Source organism: Streptococcus salivarius, from assembly GCF_002094975.1.
GTDB classification, from domain to species: domain Bacteria; phylum Bacillota; class Bacilli; order Lactobacillales; family Streptococcaceae; genus Streptococcus; species Streptococcus salivarius_D.
This window is the reverse complement of the sequence record NZ_CP015283.1, coordinates 1,876,426-1,893,668: the sequence shown is the minus strand read 5'-3', so window position 1 is coordinate 1,893,668 and position 17,243 is coordinate 1,876,426. Positions and strand designations below refer to the sequence as shown.

At 41.0% G+C, this 17,243-nt stretch carries 19 protein-coding genes; all 19 read left to right on the top strand.

Annotated features, from left to right (window positions below):
- Nucleotides 1-99 precede the first annotated feature (99 nt).
- The 19 genes from rfbA (at nt 100) to hisA (ending at nt 17,242) form a co-directional block, all read left to right on the top strand.
- Nucleotides 100-969 (top strand): glucose-1-phosphate thymidylyltransferase RfbA, encoded by an 870-nt coding sequence (gene rfbA, locus V471_RS08885; RefSeq protein ID WP_084871418.1) that lies wholly within the window; start codon nt 100-102, stop codon nt 967-969.
- A complete protein-coding gene (locus V471_RS08880; protein WP_004182693.1) occupies nt 969-1,562 on the top strand; it encodes a dTDP-4-dehydrorhamnose 3,5-epimerase family protein in 594 nt (197 codons plus the stop codon). The genes rfbA and V471_RS08880 overlap by 1 nt, the downstream gene beginning before the upstream one ends.
- Nucleotides 1,563-1,831: 269 nt before the next feature.
- Nucleotides 1,832-2,878, top strand: coding sequence for a dTDP-glucose 4,6-dehydratase (gene rfbB, locus V471_RS08875; protein WP_002884100.1), 1,047 nt, complete (start codon nt 1,832-1,834; stop codon nt 2,876-2,878).
- 64 nt (nt 2,879-2,942) lie between these two features.
- Entirely contained in the window at nt 2,943-4,028 is a 1,086-nt protein-coding gene (locus tag V471_RS08870) for a hypothetical protein (protein WP_070579400.1), read from the top strand.
- 210 nt (nt 4,029-4,238) lie between these two features.
- Complete coding sequence (locus V471_RS08865; protein WP_084871513.1) at nt 4,239-4,979, top strand: hypothetical protein; 741 nt, start codon at nt 4,239-4,241, stop codon at nt 4,977-4,979.
- 95 nt (nt 4,980-5,074) lie between these two features.
- Nucleotides 5,075-6,211 carry a radical SAM family heme chaperone HemW gene (hemW, locus tag V471_RS08860; RefSeq protein WP_084871417.1) on the top strand — a complete coding sequence of 379 codons (1,137 nt, stop codon included), beginning with the start codon at nt 5,075-5,077 and terminating at the stop codon, nt 6,209-6,211.
- Nucleotides 6,212-6,955, top strand: a complete 744-nt coding sequence (locus V471_RS08855) for an acyl-ACP thioesterase domain-containing protein (protein WP_084871416.1) — start codon at nt 6,212-6,214, stop codon at nt 6,953-6,955.
- A gap of 1 nt (nt 6,956) precedes the next feature.
- Complete coding sequence (locus V471_RS08850; protein ID WP_084871415.1) at nt 6,957-7,730, top strand: TIGR01457 family HAD-type hydrolase; 774 nt, start codon at nt 6,957-6,959, stop codon at nt 7,728-7,730.
- Nucleotides 7,720-8,364, top strand: coding sequence for a TIGR01906 family membrane protein (locus V471_RS08845; RefSeq protein ID WP_073686680.1), 645 nt, complete (start codon nt 7,720-7,722; stop codon nt 8,362-8,364). Before V471_RS08850 ends, V471_RS08845 begins: the two co-directional genes overlap by 11 nt.
- Before the next feature lie 8 nt (nt 8,365-8,372).
- Nucleotides 8,373-9,107, top strand: a complete 735-nt coding sequence (locus V471_RS08840) for a PHP domain-containing protein (RefSeq protein WP_073686682.1) — start codon at nt 8,373-8,375, stop codon at nt 9,105-9,107.
- A gap of 161 nt (nt 9,108-9,268) precedes the next feature.
- Complete coding sequence (locus V471_RS08835) at nt 9,269-10,192, top strand: phosphodiester glycosidase family protein (RefSeq protein ID WP_084871414.1); 924 nt, start codon at nt 9,269-9,271, stop codon at nt 10,190-10,192.
- The gene (locus V471_RS08830) at nt 10,173-10,562 is read left to right on the top strand and encodes a hypothetical protein (protein ID WP_084871413.1); all 390 of its coding nucleotides are present in this window, start codon (nt 10,173-10,175) and stop codon (nt 10,560-10,562) included. The genes V471_RS08835 and V471_RS08830 overlap by 20 nt, the downstream gene beginning before the upstream one ends.
- Nucleotides 10,563-11,312: 750 nt before the next feature.
- Entirely contained in the window at nt 11,313-12,365 is a 1,053-nt protein-coding gene (hisC, locus tag V471_RS08825; RefSeq protein WP_084871412.1) for a histidinol-phosphate transaminase, read from the top strand.
- Nucleotides 12,362-13,342, top strand: coding sequence for an ATP phosphoribosyltransferase regulatory subunit (locus V471_RS08820; protein WP_070849142.1), 981 nt, complete (start codon nt 12,362-12,364; stop codon nt 13,340-13,342). The genes hisC and V471_RS08820 overlap by 4 nt, the downstream gene beginning before the upstream one ends.
- On the top strand, nt 13,335-13,985 hold the full coding sequence (hisG, locus tag V471_RS08815; protein WP_002883998.1) for an ATP phosphoribosyltransferase: 651 nt from the start codon (nt 13,335-13,337) through the stop codon (nt 13,983-13,985). The genes V471_RS08820 and hisG overlap by 8 nt, the downstream gene beginning before the upstream one ends.
- Nucleotides 13,982-15,265 (top strand): histidinol dehydrogenase, encoded by a 1,284-nt coding sequence (gene hisD / locus V471_RS08810; protein ID WP_084871411.1) that lies wholly within the window; start codon nt 13,982-13,984, stop codon nt 15,263-15,265. The genes hisG and hisD overlap by 4 nt, the downstream gene beginning before the upstream one ends.
- A gap of 19 nt (nt 15,266-15,284) precedes the next feature.
- On the top strand, nt 15,285-15,869 hold the full coding sequence (hisB, locus tag V471_RS08805; RefSeq protein ID WP_002884025.1) for an imidazoleglycerol-phosphate dehydratase HisB: 585 nt from the start codon (nt 15,285-15,287) through the stop codon (nt 15,867-15,869).
- Nucleotides 15,866-16,474: an imidazole glycerol phosphate synthase subunit HisH gene (gene hisH / locus V471_RS08800; protein WP_004182680.1), complete on the top strand. Its 609-nt coding sequence runs from the start codon at nt 15,866-15,868 to the stop codon at nt 16,472-16,474. The genes hisB and hisH overlap by 4 nt, the downstream gene beginning before the upstream one ends.
- 48 nt (nt 16,475-16,522) lie before the next feature.
- A complete protein-coding gene (hisA, locus tag V471_RS08795) occupies nt 16,523-17,242 on the top strand; it encodes a 1-(5-phosphoribosyl)-5-[(5-phosphoribosylamino)methylideneamino]imidazole-4-carboxamide isomerase (RefSeq protein WP_004182679.1) in 720 nt (239 codons plus the stop codon).
- Nucleotide 17,243: the final 1 nt, after the last annotated feature.

The following is a 17,243-nucleotide window of genomic DNA, read 5'->3' as shown; positions in this document are numbered from 1 at the left end:
TTTCTTAATGAAAGCTTAAGAACATAGGGTTTACCGTGACAAGAGGGCTGAAAAATGCTAAAATATAGATAATATATTAGAGAAAAAAGGAGCCTTCTTATGAAAGGTATTATTCTTGCAGGTGGTTCAGGGACACGTTTGTATCCATTGACACGTGCTACATCAAAACAACTGATGCCGATTTACGATAAACCAATGATTTACTATCCACTCTCAACGCTTATGTTGGCTGGTATTAAGGAAATTCTCATCATCTCAACGCCACAGGACCTTCCACGTTTTGAAGAGCTTCTTGGTGATGGTTCTGAGTTCGGTATTTCACTTTCTTACGCAGTACAACCAAGCCCAGATGGATTGGCTCAAGCCTTTATCATTGGTGAAGACTTCATTGGTGACGATAGTGTTGCACTTGTCCTCGGGGATAACATTTTCCATGGCAATGGTCTTTCTGCCATGCTTCAACGTGCTGAAGCTAAGGAAAAAGGTGCCACAGTCTTTGGTTATCAAGTTAAGGACCCAGAACGTTTTGGAGTTGTTGAGTTTGACGACAATATGAATGCCATCTCTATCGAGGAAAAACCTGAGCATCCAAAATCAAACTTTGCTGTAACTGGTCTTTATTTCTATGACAATGATGTTGTGGAAATTGCTAAAAACATCAAGCCAAGCCCTCGTGGCGAACTTGAAATCACGGATGTTAACAAGGCTTACCTAGAACGTGGAGACCTCTCTGTTGAGCTTATGGGACGTGGCTTTGCTTGGTTGGATACAGGCACTCACGAAAGTCTCTTGCAGGCTGCTCAGTACATCGAAACAGTTCAACGTTTGCAGAATGTCCAAGTAGCTAACCTTGAAGAGATTGCCTATCGCATGGGTTATATCACTAAAGAACAGGTTCTTGAATTGGCACAACCACTTAAGAAAAATGAATACGGACAATATTTGCTCCGTTTGATTGGAGAAGCATAATGACTGAACAATTTTTTGGTAAAGAATTAGCTGCACGCAAGATTGATGCCATCCCAGGTCTGCTTGAATTTGATATTCCTGTTCATGGAGATAACCGTGGATGGTTCAAGGAAAACTTCCAAAAGGAAAAGATGTTGCCACTTGGTTTTCCAGAATCATTCTTTGCAGAAGGAAAATTGCAAAATAACGTTTCTTTCTCACGTAAAAATGTTTTGCGTGGCTTGCACGCCGAGCCTTGGGATAAATACATCTCAGTGGCAGATGAAGGAAAGGTTCTTGGAACTTGGGTTGACCTCCGTGAAGGCGAAACGTTTGGGAATACTTATCAAACTGTTATTGATGCCTCAAAAGGAATCTTTGTTCCTCGTGGTGTTGCCAATGGTTTCCAAGTTCTGTCTGACAAAGTATCATACAGCTATCTCGTAAACGATTACTGGGCACTTGAACTTAAACCTAAATATGCCTTTGTCAACTATGCTGACCCAAGCCTTGATATCAAGTGGGAAAACTTGGAAGAAGCAGAAGTCTCAGAAGCAGATAAAAATCACCCATTGCTCAAAGACGTTACCCCCCTCAAACCAGAGGATTTGTAAAAATATAGCTCTTGAAACAATTAAGAAAATCATTATATAGTTTTTAGCTTTGTTATAAACGAGCGAAGCGAGCTATATGATTAGCTTTCCGCCGTGAGAAAAGCACCTGAATCATTGTGTTTCAGGTGCTCGGAAGTTTTGAGACATCAGGCTCAAAACTTAGTCATGGAACTTCTTCGAAGTTCGCTGACGTCCGTACTCACCTAAGGAAAGCTAAAAAAGATTGATTTAAGGAACGATTAAGAAAAATAATATTTTTTGGAGAAAAAATGACTGAATATAAAAATATCATCGTAACTGGTGGCGCAGGTTTCATCGGTTCAAACTTCGTACACTATGTCTACAACAACCATCCAGACGTACATGTGACTGTCCTTGACAAACTCACTTACGCTGGTAACCGTGCCAATATTGAAGAAATCCTTGGTGACCGTGTTGAATTGGTTGTTGGTGATATTGCTGATGCTGAATTGGTTGATAAATTGGCTGCTAAGGCTGATGCTATCGTTCACTATGCGGCTGAAAGCCACAATGATAATTCATTGAACGACCCATCACCATTTATCCACACAAACTTCATTGGTACTTACACACTCTTGGAGGCTGCTCGTAAATACGATATTCGTTTCCACCACGTGTCAACAGACGAAGTTTATGGTGACCTTCCATTGCGTGAAGATCTTCCTGGACACGGTGAAGGTCCTGGTGAAAAATTCACAGCAGAAACAAAGTACAACCCTTCATCACCATACTCATCAACTAAGGCTGCTTCAGACCTTATCGTTAAAGCATGGGTGCGTTCATTTGGTGTTAAGGCAACTATTTCAAACTGCTCAAACAACTATGGACCTTACCAACACATCGAAAAATTCATTCCACGTCAAATCACTAACATCTTGTCAGGAATTAAACCAAAACTTTATGGTGAAGGTAAAAACGTCCGTGACTGGATTCACACTAACGACCACTCAACTGGTGTTTGGGCTATCCTCACTAAAGGCCGTATCGGTGAAACTTACTTGATTGGTGCTGATGGTGAAAAGAATAACAAGGAAGTTCTTGAACTCATCCTTGAAAAAATGGGGCAACCAAAAGATGCTTACGATCGTGTCACAGACCGTGCTGGTCATGATTTGCGTTACGCTATTGACTCAACAAAATTGCGTGAAGAACTCGGTTGGGAGCCACAATTTACAAACTTTGAATCAGGTTTGGAAGAAACAATCAAGTGGTACACAGATCACCAAGACTGGTGGAAAGCCGAAAAAGAAGCTGTTGAAGCTAACTACGCTAAGACACAAGAAGTGCTTAAATAATTGGAAAATCTATCACTTCCAAGCTAGTGATAGATTTTTCTATTAAGAAATCTTAGGAGAGATGATGAATAGAAAAGAATGGATTGAATATTTTGAAGCGATTAATAATCGTAAACCCACTATTCAGGAGTGTCAGCAGGCCCTTCTAAATGGTGAATTTGTTATGGAAGGAAAACAAGCTACTTTTTCCAACAATGGAAATTCCGTGACTGAAGGAGCCATGCCTTTTCCAAATCAAATGACTGGTCAAATGGTCAACCCAGCTTATTCACAACAAATTGTCTTTGTTAAGAAGAAAAAGTTTGGCAAGAAGACTTTTCTTGGTCTTGGGATTGCTTTATTTCTTGTTGTAGCAACAAGTCTTGGCCTCTTTTTGTTTTCTTCCAAAGGAACAAACTTGGGTGGCTTGTGGGTAAATGGTAATAATGACGGGCTTGTTTATGATTTAAAAGAAAAGAATTCAAAACTTTTTACTGGCTATACGGAAGATAATATTAAAGAAGTTGCTCTCGGTAAGAAGGTTCGACAAGAGTTTGAAAGAAGCATAAAGGCGGTAAGTGATTCAAAACTAAAATTTATTGCTGATTTTGACAAGAAGTACCAATTTCATACAAAAGAGGTCATACTGGTTAAGACTGAACGATATGGCTACTATAATCTGGTTCAGAAGGATGGAACAAATGTCATTTTAGACATAGGCTTATCAGAAGTATTTTCCCACGGATCAAACACTAAAGAATTTAAAAAGAGATGTCTTTTTTATAAGGCGGAGGTTCCAAAAGCCTTTGTTGGTAACTGGAAGAAATTTGATGAGGATGATGACGCCGAAGGAAAAGCTACTATCTCTGAAAATGGTGTTATTTCTACAGATTCCGATGATACAGATATCTTAATTGCTAAACCTTTAAGAGAATATCTGGTGAACAAATCAGGTAAAGTAGATAATGATAAGGTGCAGAAAGAATTTGATAAAATACAGAAGTCTCTTAAGTCACATGGTTATCAGGCTAAGAGTGTTAATGATATCTACCACGATGAGAGAAGTTCCTACTATTTTGCAGTTGTAGATGGTGGCAAGCGCATTGTTATCTTAGAGGATAGCTATGGAGATCTCTATTCAGGTTATATCGAAAGACAAGACAAAGATTAATCACGATACCTCTAGCAGATAAAAAGTGGTTAATAATATCCCAAAGTCTATCATTCCTCTAGGAGTGATGGACTTTTTTTACTTGTAAATACGACATTAACTTATGAAAACGATACAATAAATTACATAAATGTTACAAAAGTTACGCAATATACTTTATTTTTGTAACAAAATAGATATAATAGAAATATAGAAAAGAGGTTTATGAAAATGAAAATGAAAAGTAAAGTTATCCGTGTTTGTTCCCTTGTTTTGTTATCTGTAGCTGTTTCTACAGCACTTGTCGGATGTGGCTCTAAGTCAGAAAAAGACACTACAGCATCATCTACAACTTCAACTTCTAAAGTAGTGAAGTCCTCTGCTAAAACAAAAACATCTGAGAAGCAGTCTGCTAAAAAGGCTAAAACAGAAGCTTCAGCTTCAAAGGATTCTCAAGGTCAAGAAGAAGCGAGTGCTCCTGAAGCTAGCTCATCAAAAAATCAAGCCACAGCTGGAAATGATGCTCAAGCAGGGACAAATGGTAGTGTTGCTTCTGAGTCAAACAAGTCTAGTCAAGCAACAGCTGATACCCAAAGTGACGCTCCTGTCCCAGCAGCTTTGGTTGGAACTTGGACTGGTACAAGTCCTCAAGCAACGGACATTAGTTTTACAGTTGATGCTGATGGCAACATCACTTCAAAGGCAAATTTCAATGTCGATTACGAACCCTATCGTCAAAGCTCTACAACTGCAAAAGCTGTTCAAATTTCTGGAAATCTCTACGTTTGGGAGGGTGGCGATTTTTCTACCTTGCTTCCTGGTATTACAGGACTAGGGGGAGCTGGTTTTCAAGCTAAGCCTGGCTTTATTCTTGAAAATGGAACTTACACGCCAGTTCAATTCATCTCTGACTTGGGACCAACCTTTGATTATAGCAACTATAATGCTTTCCCATTCTCATTAACAAAATAAAGAATAGAAGCTATCTGGAGAGATGGCTTCTTTTTTGGCTCAAACTCTTATCATTCGAGGTCTCATTTCTGCTTAAAAAATGGTAGAATAGTTACATGCAAACAAAACCAACGTCAGCCTATGTGCACATTCCATTTTGCACACAAATTTGTTATTATTGTGACTTTTCCAAGGTCTTTATTAAAAATCAGCCCGTTGATGACTACCTACGGGCTTTGATTCGTGAGTGGGAGCTTTTAGATATCAAGGAGCTTCGCACCCTTTATATTGGTGGTGGGACACCGACAGCTATTTCTGCGGAGCAATTGGAATACCTTTTAAGTCATCTTCAGAAGAACTTGGATTTGTCTAAGTTGGAGGAGTTTACCATTGAGGCTAATCCCGGTGATTTGACGGTTGATAAGATTGAAGTACTCAAAAAATCAGCTGTTAATCGCGTCTCTTTAGGGGTTCAGACCTTTGATGACAAGCACTTGCGTCAAATTGGTCGCAGTCACAATCAGGCACAGATTTATGAAAGTATTGATAGCTTAAAGGCTGCTGGTTTTCATAATATTTCCATTGACTTAATTTATGCCCTTCCTGGTCAAACCATGGATCAGGTCAAGGAAAATGTGAGAAAGGCACTGGAACTGGATATTCCACACCTAAGTCTCTATAGTTTGATATTGGAACATCACACGGTCTTTATGAATAAGATGCGTCGGGGTAAGCTCAATCTGCCAACTGAGGACTTGGAGGCAGAGATGTTTGACTATATTATCCAAGAGTTGGAAAACAATGGTTTTGAGCACTACGAGATTTCAAACTTTACCAAACCTGGGATGGAGAGTCGTCACAATCTCATGTATTGGAATAATGATGAGTATTATGGTGTGGGTGCTGGAGCCTCTGGTTATGTCAATGGTGTTCGTTATCGCAATAGAGGCCCTATTCAGCATTACCTAAAGGCTATAGCTGAGGATGGCCATGCTAGACTTCACGAAGAACATCTGACTAAGGCGGAGATGATGGAAGAGGAGTTCTTCCTTGGTTTGCGTAAAAAGTCGGGAGTGTCCATCAAACGTTTTGAAGAGAAGTTTGGCTTGTCATTCGCGGATACTTATGGAGATATTGTAAAAAAACTACAGGAAGATGGGCTCTTGGTCAAGGATCCAGAGGTGGTTCGTATGACTAAACGAGGACTCTTTTTGGGTGATAGTGTCGCTGAGCAATTTATCTTGGAGGATTAGATGGGATTAAAATTTAGTATTCCTTATCAGATTCCGTTTTATGAGACGGATATCACGCATCAGGTAAAATTACCACACTTATTAGCGTTTTCATTGCAAGTATCTGGTATGCAGTCAGAGTCTCTGGGAAATACGGATAAGGATGTTTTTGATAAGTACGGTCTGGTTTGGATTGTGACAGACTATGCGATTGAGATTGACCGTCTGCCTCGCTACAATGAAAAGGTGACCATTACAACGGAAGCTATTTCCTACAATAAGATTTTCTGTTACCGTAATTTTTACATCACAGATGAAACTGGTCAACAAATTATGCTCTTTAAGACTACTTTTGCTCTCATGGATTATGAAACGCGTAAGGTAGCAGAAGTGCCAGATGAGGTGGTAGCACCTTATGGGGCTGATAAGACTAAAAAGTTGCTTAGAGGGCCTCGCTATAAGGCTTTGGAAAATCCAATTGAGACGCTTTATCGTGTGCGTTATTTTGACCTAGACATGAATGGCCACGTTAATAATAGCAAGTACTTGGAGTGGATGTTTGATGTTTTCGATTTGGATTTTTTGATCAAGTACACACCAGCCCATATTGACCTCAAGTATGTTAAGGAAATTCATCATGGATCAGAGATTTATTCAGGCTATGAGTTTGACCAAGAAAGTTTGAGCAGTCAACATCAGATTTGTGTTGATGGCAATATTCATGCTCAGGCCATTATCCAATGGAAAGAAATAGGAGAAGAGTAGGATGACATATAAAGGTTATTTGATTGATTTAGATGGGACTATTTACAAGGGGAAGGATCGTATTCCTGAGGGAGAAGTCTTCGTAAAGGAGTTACAGAAGCGTCAGATTCCCTATCTTTTTGTGACTAATAATAGTATGCGTACACCAGAGATGGTGCAAGAGCTTTTGCGTAATCAGTGTGAATTGGAAACACCTCTTGAGACCATTTACACAGCTACTTTGGCGACAGTTGACTACATGAACGATATGAATCGTGGCAAGACGGTTTATGTTATCGGTGAGACTGGGCTTAAATCTGCTATTGCGGATGCAGGTTATACGGTAGACGAAGAAAATCCTGCCTATGTTGTGGTGGGCTTGGACCGTGAAGTCACTTATGAAATGTTGGTTAAAGCAACGCTTGCCATCCATAAAGGAGCTATGTTTATTGGGACAAACCCAGATTTGAATATCCCAACAGAACGCGGCCTTCTTCCAGGTGCCGGTTCCCTTTTAGCCCTTATTGAGGCAGCAACACGCGTGAAACCAATCATTATCGGTAAACCTGAAGCTATTATCATGAACAAGGCTCTTGAAATCCTTGGGACAGAACGTAGCCAAACTATCGTGGTTGGTGACAATTACTTGACTGATATTACAGCTGGCATTAAAAATGACTTTCCAACACTTCTTGTGACAACTGGATTTACCAAGGCGGAAGAGGTTGCGAATTTACCAGTAAAACCCGACCATGTACTTTCTAGTCTAGTGGAGTGGGATTTTGATGCGAACTAAAATTGAGGCTGTTCTGACTCCGATTTGGCTCTTGGCCCTGTCTATCCTAGTGACGATTTATCTGGCATGGGGCTTTTATTATTTTGATATTGATTGGATGCATCTTTTGGACTATGTCATTCTTGGCAAGACAGAGCTCTGGCATGATTTCAATATCCTCATGCAGTACCTGACCTTTCCTTGGGTTGGTCATCTGTCCATGCCTGATTTTACATCATCGGAGAGTGGGCTTAAGCATTTTCATGATGTGAAGTGGCTCTTTCATTTGGTACAGGGGCTTGTTATTCTACTAGCTTATCCAGCAGTAACTTCTCTTTGGCGAAATGTGAAGAAAGGGACCTTTGGTCTTTACGTTAAACTTTATATGAGTCTAGCACTCTTGCCAGTCCTTATTGGGGTTGTGGGGCTTTTTCTCGGATTTGATGAGTTTTTTACGCTCTTTCATGAAGCCCTCTTTCCTGGGGATAGCAGTTGGCTCTTTAATCCAATCTTGGACCCGATTATCAATGTTTTGCCAGAAGAGTACTTTCTTCAGTGCTTTGTGATTTTCTTTATTATTTATGAGGGAATCATGGTGAGCTTGACTTGGTTGGCCCATAAGCAACTTACAATGTATTTGAAAAATAAGGAGTAGTTATGTCTATTCGTGATAACCATTTGCATACCCATCATTCCTATGATTCGGATGCGAACTTTACTGATTATTTGACGCATTTTGATGGGGAGATTGTAACGACTGAGCATTATGATCTCTCTAATCCTTATACCAAACAGGATGATGTGCCCGAGTATGAGGCCTATAGTCGTGAGATTGAAAGTCTTAACCGTAAGTATGGTAATCGTATTAAACGTGGTATCGAGATTGGTTATTACCAACCTAGGGAAAGGGATATTTTAGACTTTCTGGATGGTAAGGACTATGATCTCAAACTTTTATCTGTTCACCATAATGGGGTCAATGATTATCTTGATGATGAGGTAGCGGATATGGACAAGGCAAGCATTATTCAAGAGTATCTGGACAAGTTGGAGTACGCTATTGGTCGTGTGGACGCAGATGTTCTGGCCCACTTTGACTATGGTTTCCGCCTGTTTGATGTGACTGTTGATGAGCTAAAAGTCTATGAAGAACAACTCAAACGTATTTTCCAGAAAATGATTGCTAATGATTTGGCTTTTGAACTGAATGCAAAGAGTATGTACCTCTATCATCACGAGGGCCTTTACCGTTATGCCCTAGGCCTTGTTAGGGATTTGGGATGTCGTAAGTATTCTATTGGGTCTGATGGTCATAAGTTGGAGCATTTCCGTCTGAACTTTGACAAGATTCAGGAGATCTTGAGAGAATTTGGCATTACAGAAGATATGATTATATAGCGAAGACAGCTTCAACTGAAGCTGTCTTTTTCTTAAGGAAAGCTTAAAGAAAAGGCGTGGTTATGGGAATTATAGAAGATTTTAAGCTTCGCTTGTTATGCTAATGTCAAGTAAAAGGAACATATGGTTTCAATCTTATCTTTCAAAATTGGAGGTCTTCTATGAAATTTCTCAAAAGGCATGCCTATGCCTTAGTTTTTACCCTTTTTCTGATGGGGGCAAATGTTTACTCTCTCTTAAAGGTCTTTGTCATTCCCTCAGCGGTCTCAACGGTTTCAGCCAATACAACTAGTTCAACCACAGCGTCGTCGACGGCATCTACCAGTACTGGTAAGGTAACTAAGACGGATACGACTTATAAAGATGACAATATGGATATCAAAATCACGACAGGTAAAACCAGTGATACCACATACTATGTGGCAGATATCAAGCTTTCGAGTGCAGATTACCTTAAAACGGCTTTGGCACAAAATACCTATGGGACTAACATCACCGACACTACTTCAAGTATTGCCCAGCAGAATAATGCAATCTTTGCCATCAATGGTGACTATTATGGCGCTAACCAGTCGGGCTATGTGATTAAAAATGGTCAAGTCTATCGTGATACTGATCGAAACAGTGACTACGAGGACCTCGCAGTGTATTCAGATGGTAGCTTCAAGACCTTTAAGGAGAGCGATACAACGGCTCAAAAATTGGTCGATTCAGGTGTGGTGAACACCTTCGCCTTTGGTCCAACCTTGATTGAAAATGGTAAGGTAGCTGTATCAGAAAATGAAGAGGTTGGTCAAGCCATGGCTGACAATCCACGTACAGCCATCGGAGTCATCGAAGAGAGTGATGGCAGTGTGCACTATATTGTCATTGTCTCTGATGGTCGTACCAGTGAATCGTCAGGGTTGACCCTCTATGAAATGGCAGAGTTGATGAAATCATATGGTGTGACGACAGCCTACAACCTTGACGGTGGTGGCTCATCAACTATGTACTTCAATGGTCAAGTCATTAATAAGCCAACTACAAACGGAAATAAAATTTCAGAAAGGGCGGTGAGCGATATTGTTTACATCGGTTACTAAAAAATCAGCCAGCAGACACTTTTTCACTTATATCGGTCTAACCATTTTTAGCCTTCTATTTACCTTTGTCTATGAACGTTTCTCTTACGGGGAATCATCCATGTTTATGCGTATGATGTTTTTTGCCCCATTGGCTGGAGCACTTATCTATCTGCTAACAGGAGTGGGAATGTCTTGGGTGAAAACACGTCTTTCAAAACTACTCTTTAATTCGTCTATTGCCGTTGTTGCTAGTGCCTGCTTGGTTAAGGGAATCGTTGAGGTTTCAGGTCGTACGACTAGCGTGGATATGCCTTATTGGTATGTTGCTGCAGGGCTACTTTGTTTGAGTGTTATGACAGGCTTTATCAGACCTAGAAAATTGGCTTAAAATAAGAGCTTGGAGCTTTGCTTCAGGCTTTTTGTCTTACTTTGAAAAAATATTTAGGATAAATATACAAACCATAATAGGAAGAAATTATTTAAAACTGGGAATTTGCCTAAAGAAATTTTCATAAAAAATAACTGAGCTTGATTTTTTTGTGGTAGGAATTTAGATAGAACGAGACTGTCTATAGTGATGGAAGTACTTGAAAAAAGTAGTGGTTTCCAGTGAATCTATCACAGTCAGAAGTCTCGTTAGGTATCCAATTGGTTTGTGAAAATATAAGACGTCAAGTTTTTATCTGTTTGAACTCAATTTCAAAGTAGTTTGTTTCTGCTATTAAATATACATGATTTTCAACTTTTTATAAAAATATACAAAAAAGACTTGCTTTATTCTGAATTTTCAGGTAAAATAAATTAAAATCGAAATCGTTGATAGAAAAAGTCAGATCGTTTCACAGAGAATGCGGGAAGCTGAGAACGCATGAGATCAAAGACGACACATTCTTGAGAGCGTATGCGAACTCTGGGTGACAGTAGTGTACGACGGGTGGTTCCGTTAGAGACTGGGAGTTACAAGAGAGACCTTGTGACTTCATGAGGAAGAGGGGGTGACCCCTGTTCGAATTAAGGTGGAACCACGTGCCAACGTCCTTGCAAAAGTTGTTTTTGCGAGGGCGTTTTTTGTTACCCTTGCTTTTAGTATTTGTAGCTAGACGTACACTTGGTTGGAGTTGAACAGAAAGGATAAACTATGGAAATCAAAGGATTACGAAAGATTGAACCCTATGTGGCAGGTAGTCAGCCTGCTGAGAAAAATATCATTAAGTTGAATACTAATGAAAATGCCTATGGACCAAGTCCAGCAGTCCATCAAGCTTTAGCATCCTTTGATGCCCATCAGTTACGCAAGTATTCGACTTTGGATCAAGCTGCTTTGCGTCAAGCCTTATCTGAACAGTTAGGTGTTACTGCCGATCAAGTGATTATTGGAAATGGGTCAGACGATATTTTGTCAATGGCATTTCTAGCTTTCTTTAATAGCGAGGAAGAAGTCTTGTTTCCAGATTTGACCTATGGTTTTTACAAGGTATGGGCAGATTTGTATCGCATCCCATTTAGAGAAGTGCCCTTGAACTCTTCATTTGAGATTGATACTCAAGATTATCTGGTTGAAAATGGTGGGATTGTCCTTACTAACCCAAATGCGCCAACAGGTATTTATAAACCTCTCGATCAAATTGAAGAAATCGTAAAGGCCAACCAGTCAGTAGTTGTGATTATCGACGAAGCCTATATTAATTTTGGTGGGGAGACTGTCTTACCTCTCCTAGAAAAGTATGACAATGTGTTTATCACAAGGACCTTTTCTAAGGACGCCTCACTTGCAGGCTTGCGTGTCGGCTATGGCATCGGAAGTCCTAAACTAATGGCTGTGATCAATGCCGTCAAGAATTCAGTCAATCCCTATAATGTGGATAGCATCGCAGAAGTCTTGGCGACTGCAGCCGTTAAGTCTTGGGATTATTATGAAGATAGCTGCGCTAAGATTATGGCCACACGTGACTGGTTTAGCCAAGAATTGAAGGCTATTGGCTTTGATGTTCTTCCTTCAAAAACCAATTTTGTTTTGGTCAAACCACACGGAGTGACTGCAGGCCAATTGTTTGACTATCTCCAAAGTAAGAAAATTTATGTCCGTTATTTTCCAAAAGTGGAGCGTATTTCCGACAGACTACGCATCTCGATTGGAACTCAGGATGAGATGGAGCGCGTACTAATGACAATACAGGAGTTACAAGCATGAAAAAAACGACATTAGCCTTAGGAATGCACGATAAACTTTTCAAACGTGCCCGTACCATGTATCAGATTGAGCATCGTATCTGTGACTTGTTGATGACAAAGGGTTTCCTTCGAATTGAGACACCAACCTTGGAGCATTTCGAAGTCTTTAGCGATCTTGTGGATAATGGTAACTATAATTTCTTTGATAAAAATGGAGATCTTGTTAGCCTACGTCCTGATATTACCAGCCAAATTGGGCGCGTGATTGCTTCGACACAAGTTCATACACCCATTAAATTTTCTTACTCTGGAAAAGTCTTTAACTACAATGAGGAGATGCGTGGCCTATCCAATGAGCATACGCAAGCTGGTATTGAGATCATAGGATTCCCTGTTCACCAGGCCATGGAAGAAGCTGTGATATCTGCTAAAGAGGCTCTGGATGCTGCCGGTGTCAAAAATTACAAGTTTGAGTTTTCACATGCTCGTCTCTTGCAACTCATTTTTGAAGAATTAGACCTTCCATCAGTAAAAGAAGCAGAGTTGGCCGCCTATATCCGTGACAAATCAATCACAGGCCTCAAGGAATTCACCAAAGAAAATCCAAGTCAATATGACAAGGTCTTGGAACAGTTGCCCTTCCTCTTTGGTGAGACCAAGGCTGTTTTGACCAAGGCTAGACAGTTGACAGACAGTGAAGCCTTTTTGACGGCCTTGGATAGTTTGGAAGTCTTAACCAATCGCTTATCAGATAGTCTCCCAGAGACGACGCTTGATTTGGCTCAATTGCCAGCAGTGCCTTACTACACAGGCATGATGTTTAAGGTCTTCGGTGATAAGGTGCCGGATGCCTTTGTATCAGGTGGCCGCTACGATAAACTATTTGAACGCTTTGGTGCTACCGAGTTAACAGCGGTTGGTTGGGCCATTGATGTCGATTCGGTCTATCAAGCAGTGCATGATGATGTGGAATTTGGAGGTGACTTAGATGACTAGCAATCAAATCACAATTGCCTTAACCAAGGGGCGAATTGAGAAAGATACAGTTAAATTACTAGAAAAAGCTGGCTTTGACATGTCCTTCATGGCTGATAAGGGCCGTAATTTGATTTTCGAAAGTCCTGACAAACGTTTCCGTTTTCTATTGGTCAAGGCTCCAGATGTGACCACCTATGTCCGACACGGTGTCGCAGATATTGGGATTGTTGGGAAGGATGTTCTAGTTGAACATCCGACAGGCTATTTGGAAATGTTAGACCTTAATTTTGGCCTTTGTAAATTCTCCGTAGCATCAACAGAAGACTATAATCCTGATGACCATAAGCGTAAACGTATCGCCACCAAGTATCCAACCATTGCGACGGACTATTTTAATCAAAAGGGTGAGGATGTTGAGATTATTTCAATTCAGGGGAGTGTTGAGATTGCCCCGGTCATTGGTCTAGCGGATGCCATTGTCGATATTGTGGAAACAGGGAATACCCTTGTTGCTAATGGCTTAAAAGTTTATGAAGATATTTGCAGGATTTCAGCACGCATGATTGTTAATAAGGCTTCTTTGAAAAATAACAAGGAAGTTCTACCATTCATTTGTAAGATTGAATCACTTGTAGGGAACGAGGAGGTACCGTTCGAATGAAACGATTAACTGGAACAAATAAAGAAATTGCGGAGCTTCTTTATCAGGAGCAATTGGAACTGTCAAAAGAAAATAGAGACGTTGAAAGCACGGTTCAAGCCATTATTGAAGACGTTAAAAAACGTGGAGACGAGGCCCTTCGTGACTATTCAGCTAAATTTGATAAGGTTGACTTGACTGATTTTGAAGTTGGACAGGACTTGATTGATCAAGCCTTTAAAGAGATTGATCCAGAGGTTTACCAAGCCCTAGTTAATGCTAAAGAAAACATTGAATCTTATCACAAACATCAGTTGGAGACTGGTTTTGAGGACCAACCAAGTGAGGGTGTTATTCGTGGTCAATTGATTCGTCCTATCAATCGTGTGGGTGTTTATGTTCCTGGAGGCACTGCGGCTTATCCGTCATCAGTTCTTATGAATGTTATTCCTGCCAAAATTGCTGGGGTTAAAGAGATTATTATGATTACGCCGCCTCAAGAGCACTTTGTTCCTGCGATTCTGGTAGCCGCAAAATTGGCTGGTGTGGATAGCATTTACCAAGTCGGTGGGGCTCAAGGGGTTGCGGCCTTGGCCTTTGGTACAGAAACAATTCCAAAGGTGGATAAGATTACAGGTCCTGGTAATATTTTCGTGGCGACTGCTAAGAAACAAGTTTACGGTATTGTCGGTATTGATATGATTGCAGGGCCATCAGAAATTGGTGTCATTGCTGATAGTAGTGCCAATCCAACCTATGTGGCAGCTGACCTCTTGTCTCAAGCGGAGCACGATACACGCGCACGCGCCATTTTGGTAACAGATTCTGAAGCCTTGGCTGATGCGATTGAAAGTGAGATTGAACGTCAACTCAAGCTTTTGCCACGCGAGGCGATTGCTCGTCCATCTGTCGAAAATAACGGTCGTATTATTATTGCCAATGATACAGATGCCATGTTCGAACTTATGAACTTGGTTGCGCCAGAACATTTGGAAATTGCTATGGACAATGCTTATGATTACTTGGAAAAAGTGGAAAATGCTGGTTCCGTCTTTCTTGGTCACTTTACTAGTGAACCAATTGGCGACTACTATGCAGGTGCCAACCACGTTCTTCCGACGACAGCGACTAGTCGCTTTTCATCAGCTTTAGGCGTGCACGATTTTGTCAAACGTATCCAATATACACAATACGACAAGGCAGCAGTCAATAAGGCTCAGCACGATATCACAACCTTGGCTTATGCGGAAGGTTTGCAGGCCCACGCCAAGGCAATTGAAGTCAGAAATGACAATAATTGAGAGAGTAGAGGAAGAAGTTATGAGACAAGCAGAAATTGAACGTAATACCTTTGAAACCAAAATTAAGTTAAGCCTCAATTTAGATGCTCAAGAACCAGTAGATATTCAAACAGGTGTCGGATTTTTTGACCACATGTTGACCTTGTTTGCCCGCCACGGTCGTATGTCTTTGGTGGTGAAGGCTGATGGCGATCTTTGGGTTGATAGTCACCACACTGTTGAAGATGTCGGCATTGTCCTTGGTCAAGCTCTTAAAGAGGCCTTGGGCGATAAAGCAGGGATCAACCGTTATGGAACGGCTTTTGTACCTATGGATGAAACCCTTGGAATGGCAAGTTTAGACTTGTCTGGACGTAGCTTCTTGGTCTTTGATGCTAGTTTTGATAATCCAAAATTGGGTAATTTTGACACAGAACTGGTGGAAGAATTTTTCCAAGCCTTGGCTTTCAATGTTCAAATGAATCTCCACCTCAAGATTCTCCACGGAAAAAACAATCACCACAAGTCAGAAAGTCTCTTCAAGGCAACAGGACGTGCCTTGCGTGAAGCCATCACAGTCAATCCTGACATTCACGGCGTAAACTCGACAAAGGGGATGCTATGATTATCGTCATTGATTACGATGCGGGGAATACTGCAAATGTTCTGCGTGCCCTTGAAAAGATTGGTGTGACTGCAGAATTGTCTGCCGATAAAGAAAAAATCCTAGCGGCAGATGGTTTGATTTTACCTGGTGTAGGTGCCTATCCAACGGCTATGGCAGAGTTGGAGCGAAGAGGCTTGGTAGCTGTTATCAAAGAGGCTGTCGCACAGGGAGTTCCTCTTTTGGGAATTTGTTTAGGCATGCAGATTTTAACAGAAAAAGGACTGGAACATGAAGAAACAGATGGTCTTGGCTTTATTCCAGGTGTCTGCCGTCCTATTCCAGCCAGCAAGGAGCAACCTGTCCCACATATGGGGTGGAATGATTTGGCTGTTAAGCAAGCCAGCCCTTTGACAGATGGTTTAGATGGCCAAGCCGTCTACTTCGTTCACAGTTATTTCACAGATATCCCTAGCCAATACATTGATGTGACCGCAGATTATAGTATTGAGGTACCAGCCATGATTCATAAAGACAATGTTTATGGTGCCCAATTTCATCCTGAAAAATCAGGGGATATTGGCTTAGGTATTCTTGAAAAGTTCGCAGGGTTATGTAAAGCCTAGAAGCTAGTGAGAGCAAAGACTTTTTAGTTAGAAAGGATGGTAGGGGAGATGCAAATTCTACCAGCAATTGATATTAAGGATGGACAGGCTGTTCGTCTCTTTAAAGGAGATTTCAACCAACAAACCGTTGTCAATCCAGATGTTATTGAGCAGGCAAAGATCTTTAAGGATGCGGGCATTCAATTTATTCATGTCGTCGACTTGGACGGTGCCCTAGATGGTCGTGCCACTAACCGTGACTTGATTGCAGAGGTCAAGAAGGTTTCTGGACTTGGCATCGAAGTTGGTGGCGGTATCCGTACCTTGGAGCAGATTCGTGACTATTTGGAAGTTGGCATCGACCGTATCATTATCGGTTCAATGGCCGTTAAAAATCCTGACTTCGTTCGAGCAGCTTTAGAGGAATTTGGTGCCGATAAAATTGTCGTAGGTATTGATGCCAAGGCAGGGTTTGTCGCTACCGAAGGTTGGTTGGAAACAAGCAATGTGGACTACATCACCTTGGCTAAGGAAATGGAAAAGATGGGCGTAACCCTCTTTGTCTATACTGATGTTGATCGAGATGGCACACTGACAGGACCCAATCTTGATCACTACAAACGTTTGGTATCTGAACTCACAACCGCCAAAGTCATTGCTTCAGGTGGAATTGCAGAAGTAGCTGACTTAGATCACCTAGAAGAGATTGGTGTGGCAGGAACCATTGTCGGCAAAGCCTACTATAACGGCAATATCACATTAGACCAGCTCAAGGCTTTCGGAGGTTAAT

Bases quoted from the DNA above. Each gene is read 5' to 3' on its own strand.
- rfbA (WP_084871418.1), top strand. From the start codon at position 100: ATGAAAGGTATTATTCTTGCAGGTGGTTCAGGGACACGTTTGTATCCA.
- V471_RS08880 (WP_004182693.1), top strand. From the start codon at position 969: ATGACTGAACAATTTTTTGGTAAAGAATTAGCTGCACGCAAGATTGAT.
- rfbB (WP_002884100.1), top strand. From the start codon at position 1,832: ATGACTGAATATAAAAATATCATCGTAACTGGTGGCGCAGGTTTCATC.
- V471_RS08870 (WP_070579400.1), top strand. From the start codon at position 2,943: ATGAATAGAAAAGAATGGATTGAATATTTTGAAGCGATTAATAATCGT.
- V471_RS08865 (WP_084871513.1), top strand. From the start codon at position 4,239: ATGAAAATGAAAAGTAAAGTTATCCGTGTTTGTTCCCTTGTTTTGTTA.
- hemW (WP_084871417.1), top strand. From the start codon at position 5,075: ATGCAAACAAAACCAACGTCAGCCTATGTGCACATTCCATTTTGCACA.
- V471_RS08855 (WP_084871416.1), top strand. From the start codon at position 6,212: ATGGGATTAAAATTTAGTATTCCTTATCAGATTCCGTTTTATGAGACG.
- V471_RS08850 (WP_084871415.1), top strand. From the start codon at position 6,957: ATGACATATAAAGGTTATTTGATTGATTTAGATGGGACTATTTACAAG.
- V471_RS08845 (WP_073686680.1), top strand. From the start codon at position 7,720: ATGCGAACTAAAATTGAGGCTGTTCTGACTCCGATTTGGCTCTTGGCC.
- V471_RS08835 (WP_084871414.1), top strand. From the start codon at position 9,269: ATGAAATTTCTCAAAAGGCATGCCTATGCCTTAGTTTTTACCCTTTTT.
- hisC (WP_084871412.1), top strand. From the start codon at position 11,313: ATGGAAATCAAAGGATTACGAAAGATTGAACCCTATGTGGCAGGTAGT.
- V471_RS08820 (WP_070849142.1), top strand. From the start codon at position 12,362: ATGAAAAAAACGACATTAGCCTTAGGAATGCACGATAAACTTTTCAAA.
- hisG (WP_002883998.1), top strand. From the start codon at position 13,335: ATGACTAGCAATCAAATCACAATTGCCTTAACCAAGGGGCGAATTGAG.
- hisD (WP_084871411.1), top strand. From the start codon at position 13,982: ATGAAACGATTAACTGGAACAAATAAAGAAATTGCGGAGCTTCTTTAT.
- hisB (WP_002884025.1), top strand. From the start codon at position 15,285: ATGAGACAAGCAGAAATTGAACGTAATACCTTTGAAACCAAAATTAAG.
- hisH (WP_004182680.1), top strand. From the start codon at position 15,866: ATGATTATCGTCATTGATTACGATGCGGGGAATACTGCAAATGTTCTG.
- hisA (WP_004182679.1), top strand. From the start codon at position 16,523: ATGCAAATTCTACCAGCAATTGATATTAAGGATGGACAGGCTGTTCGT.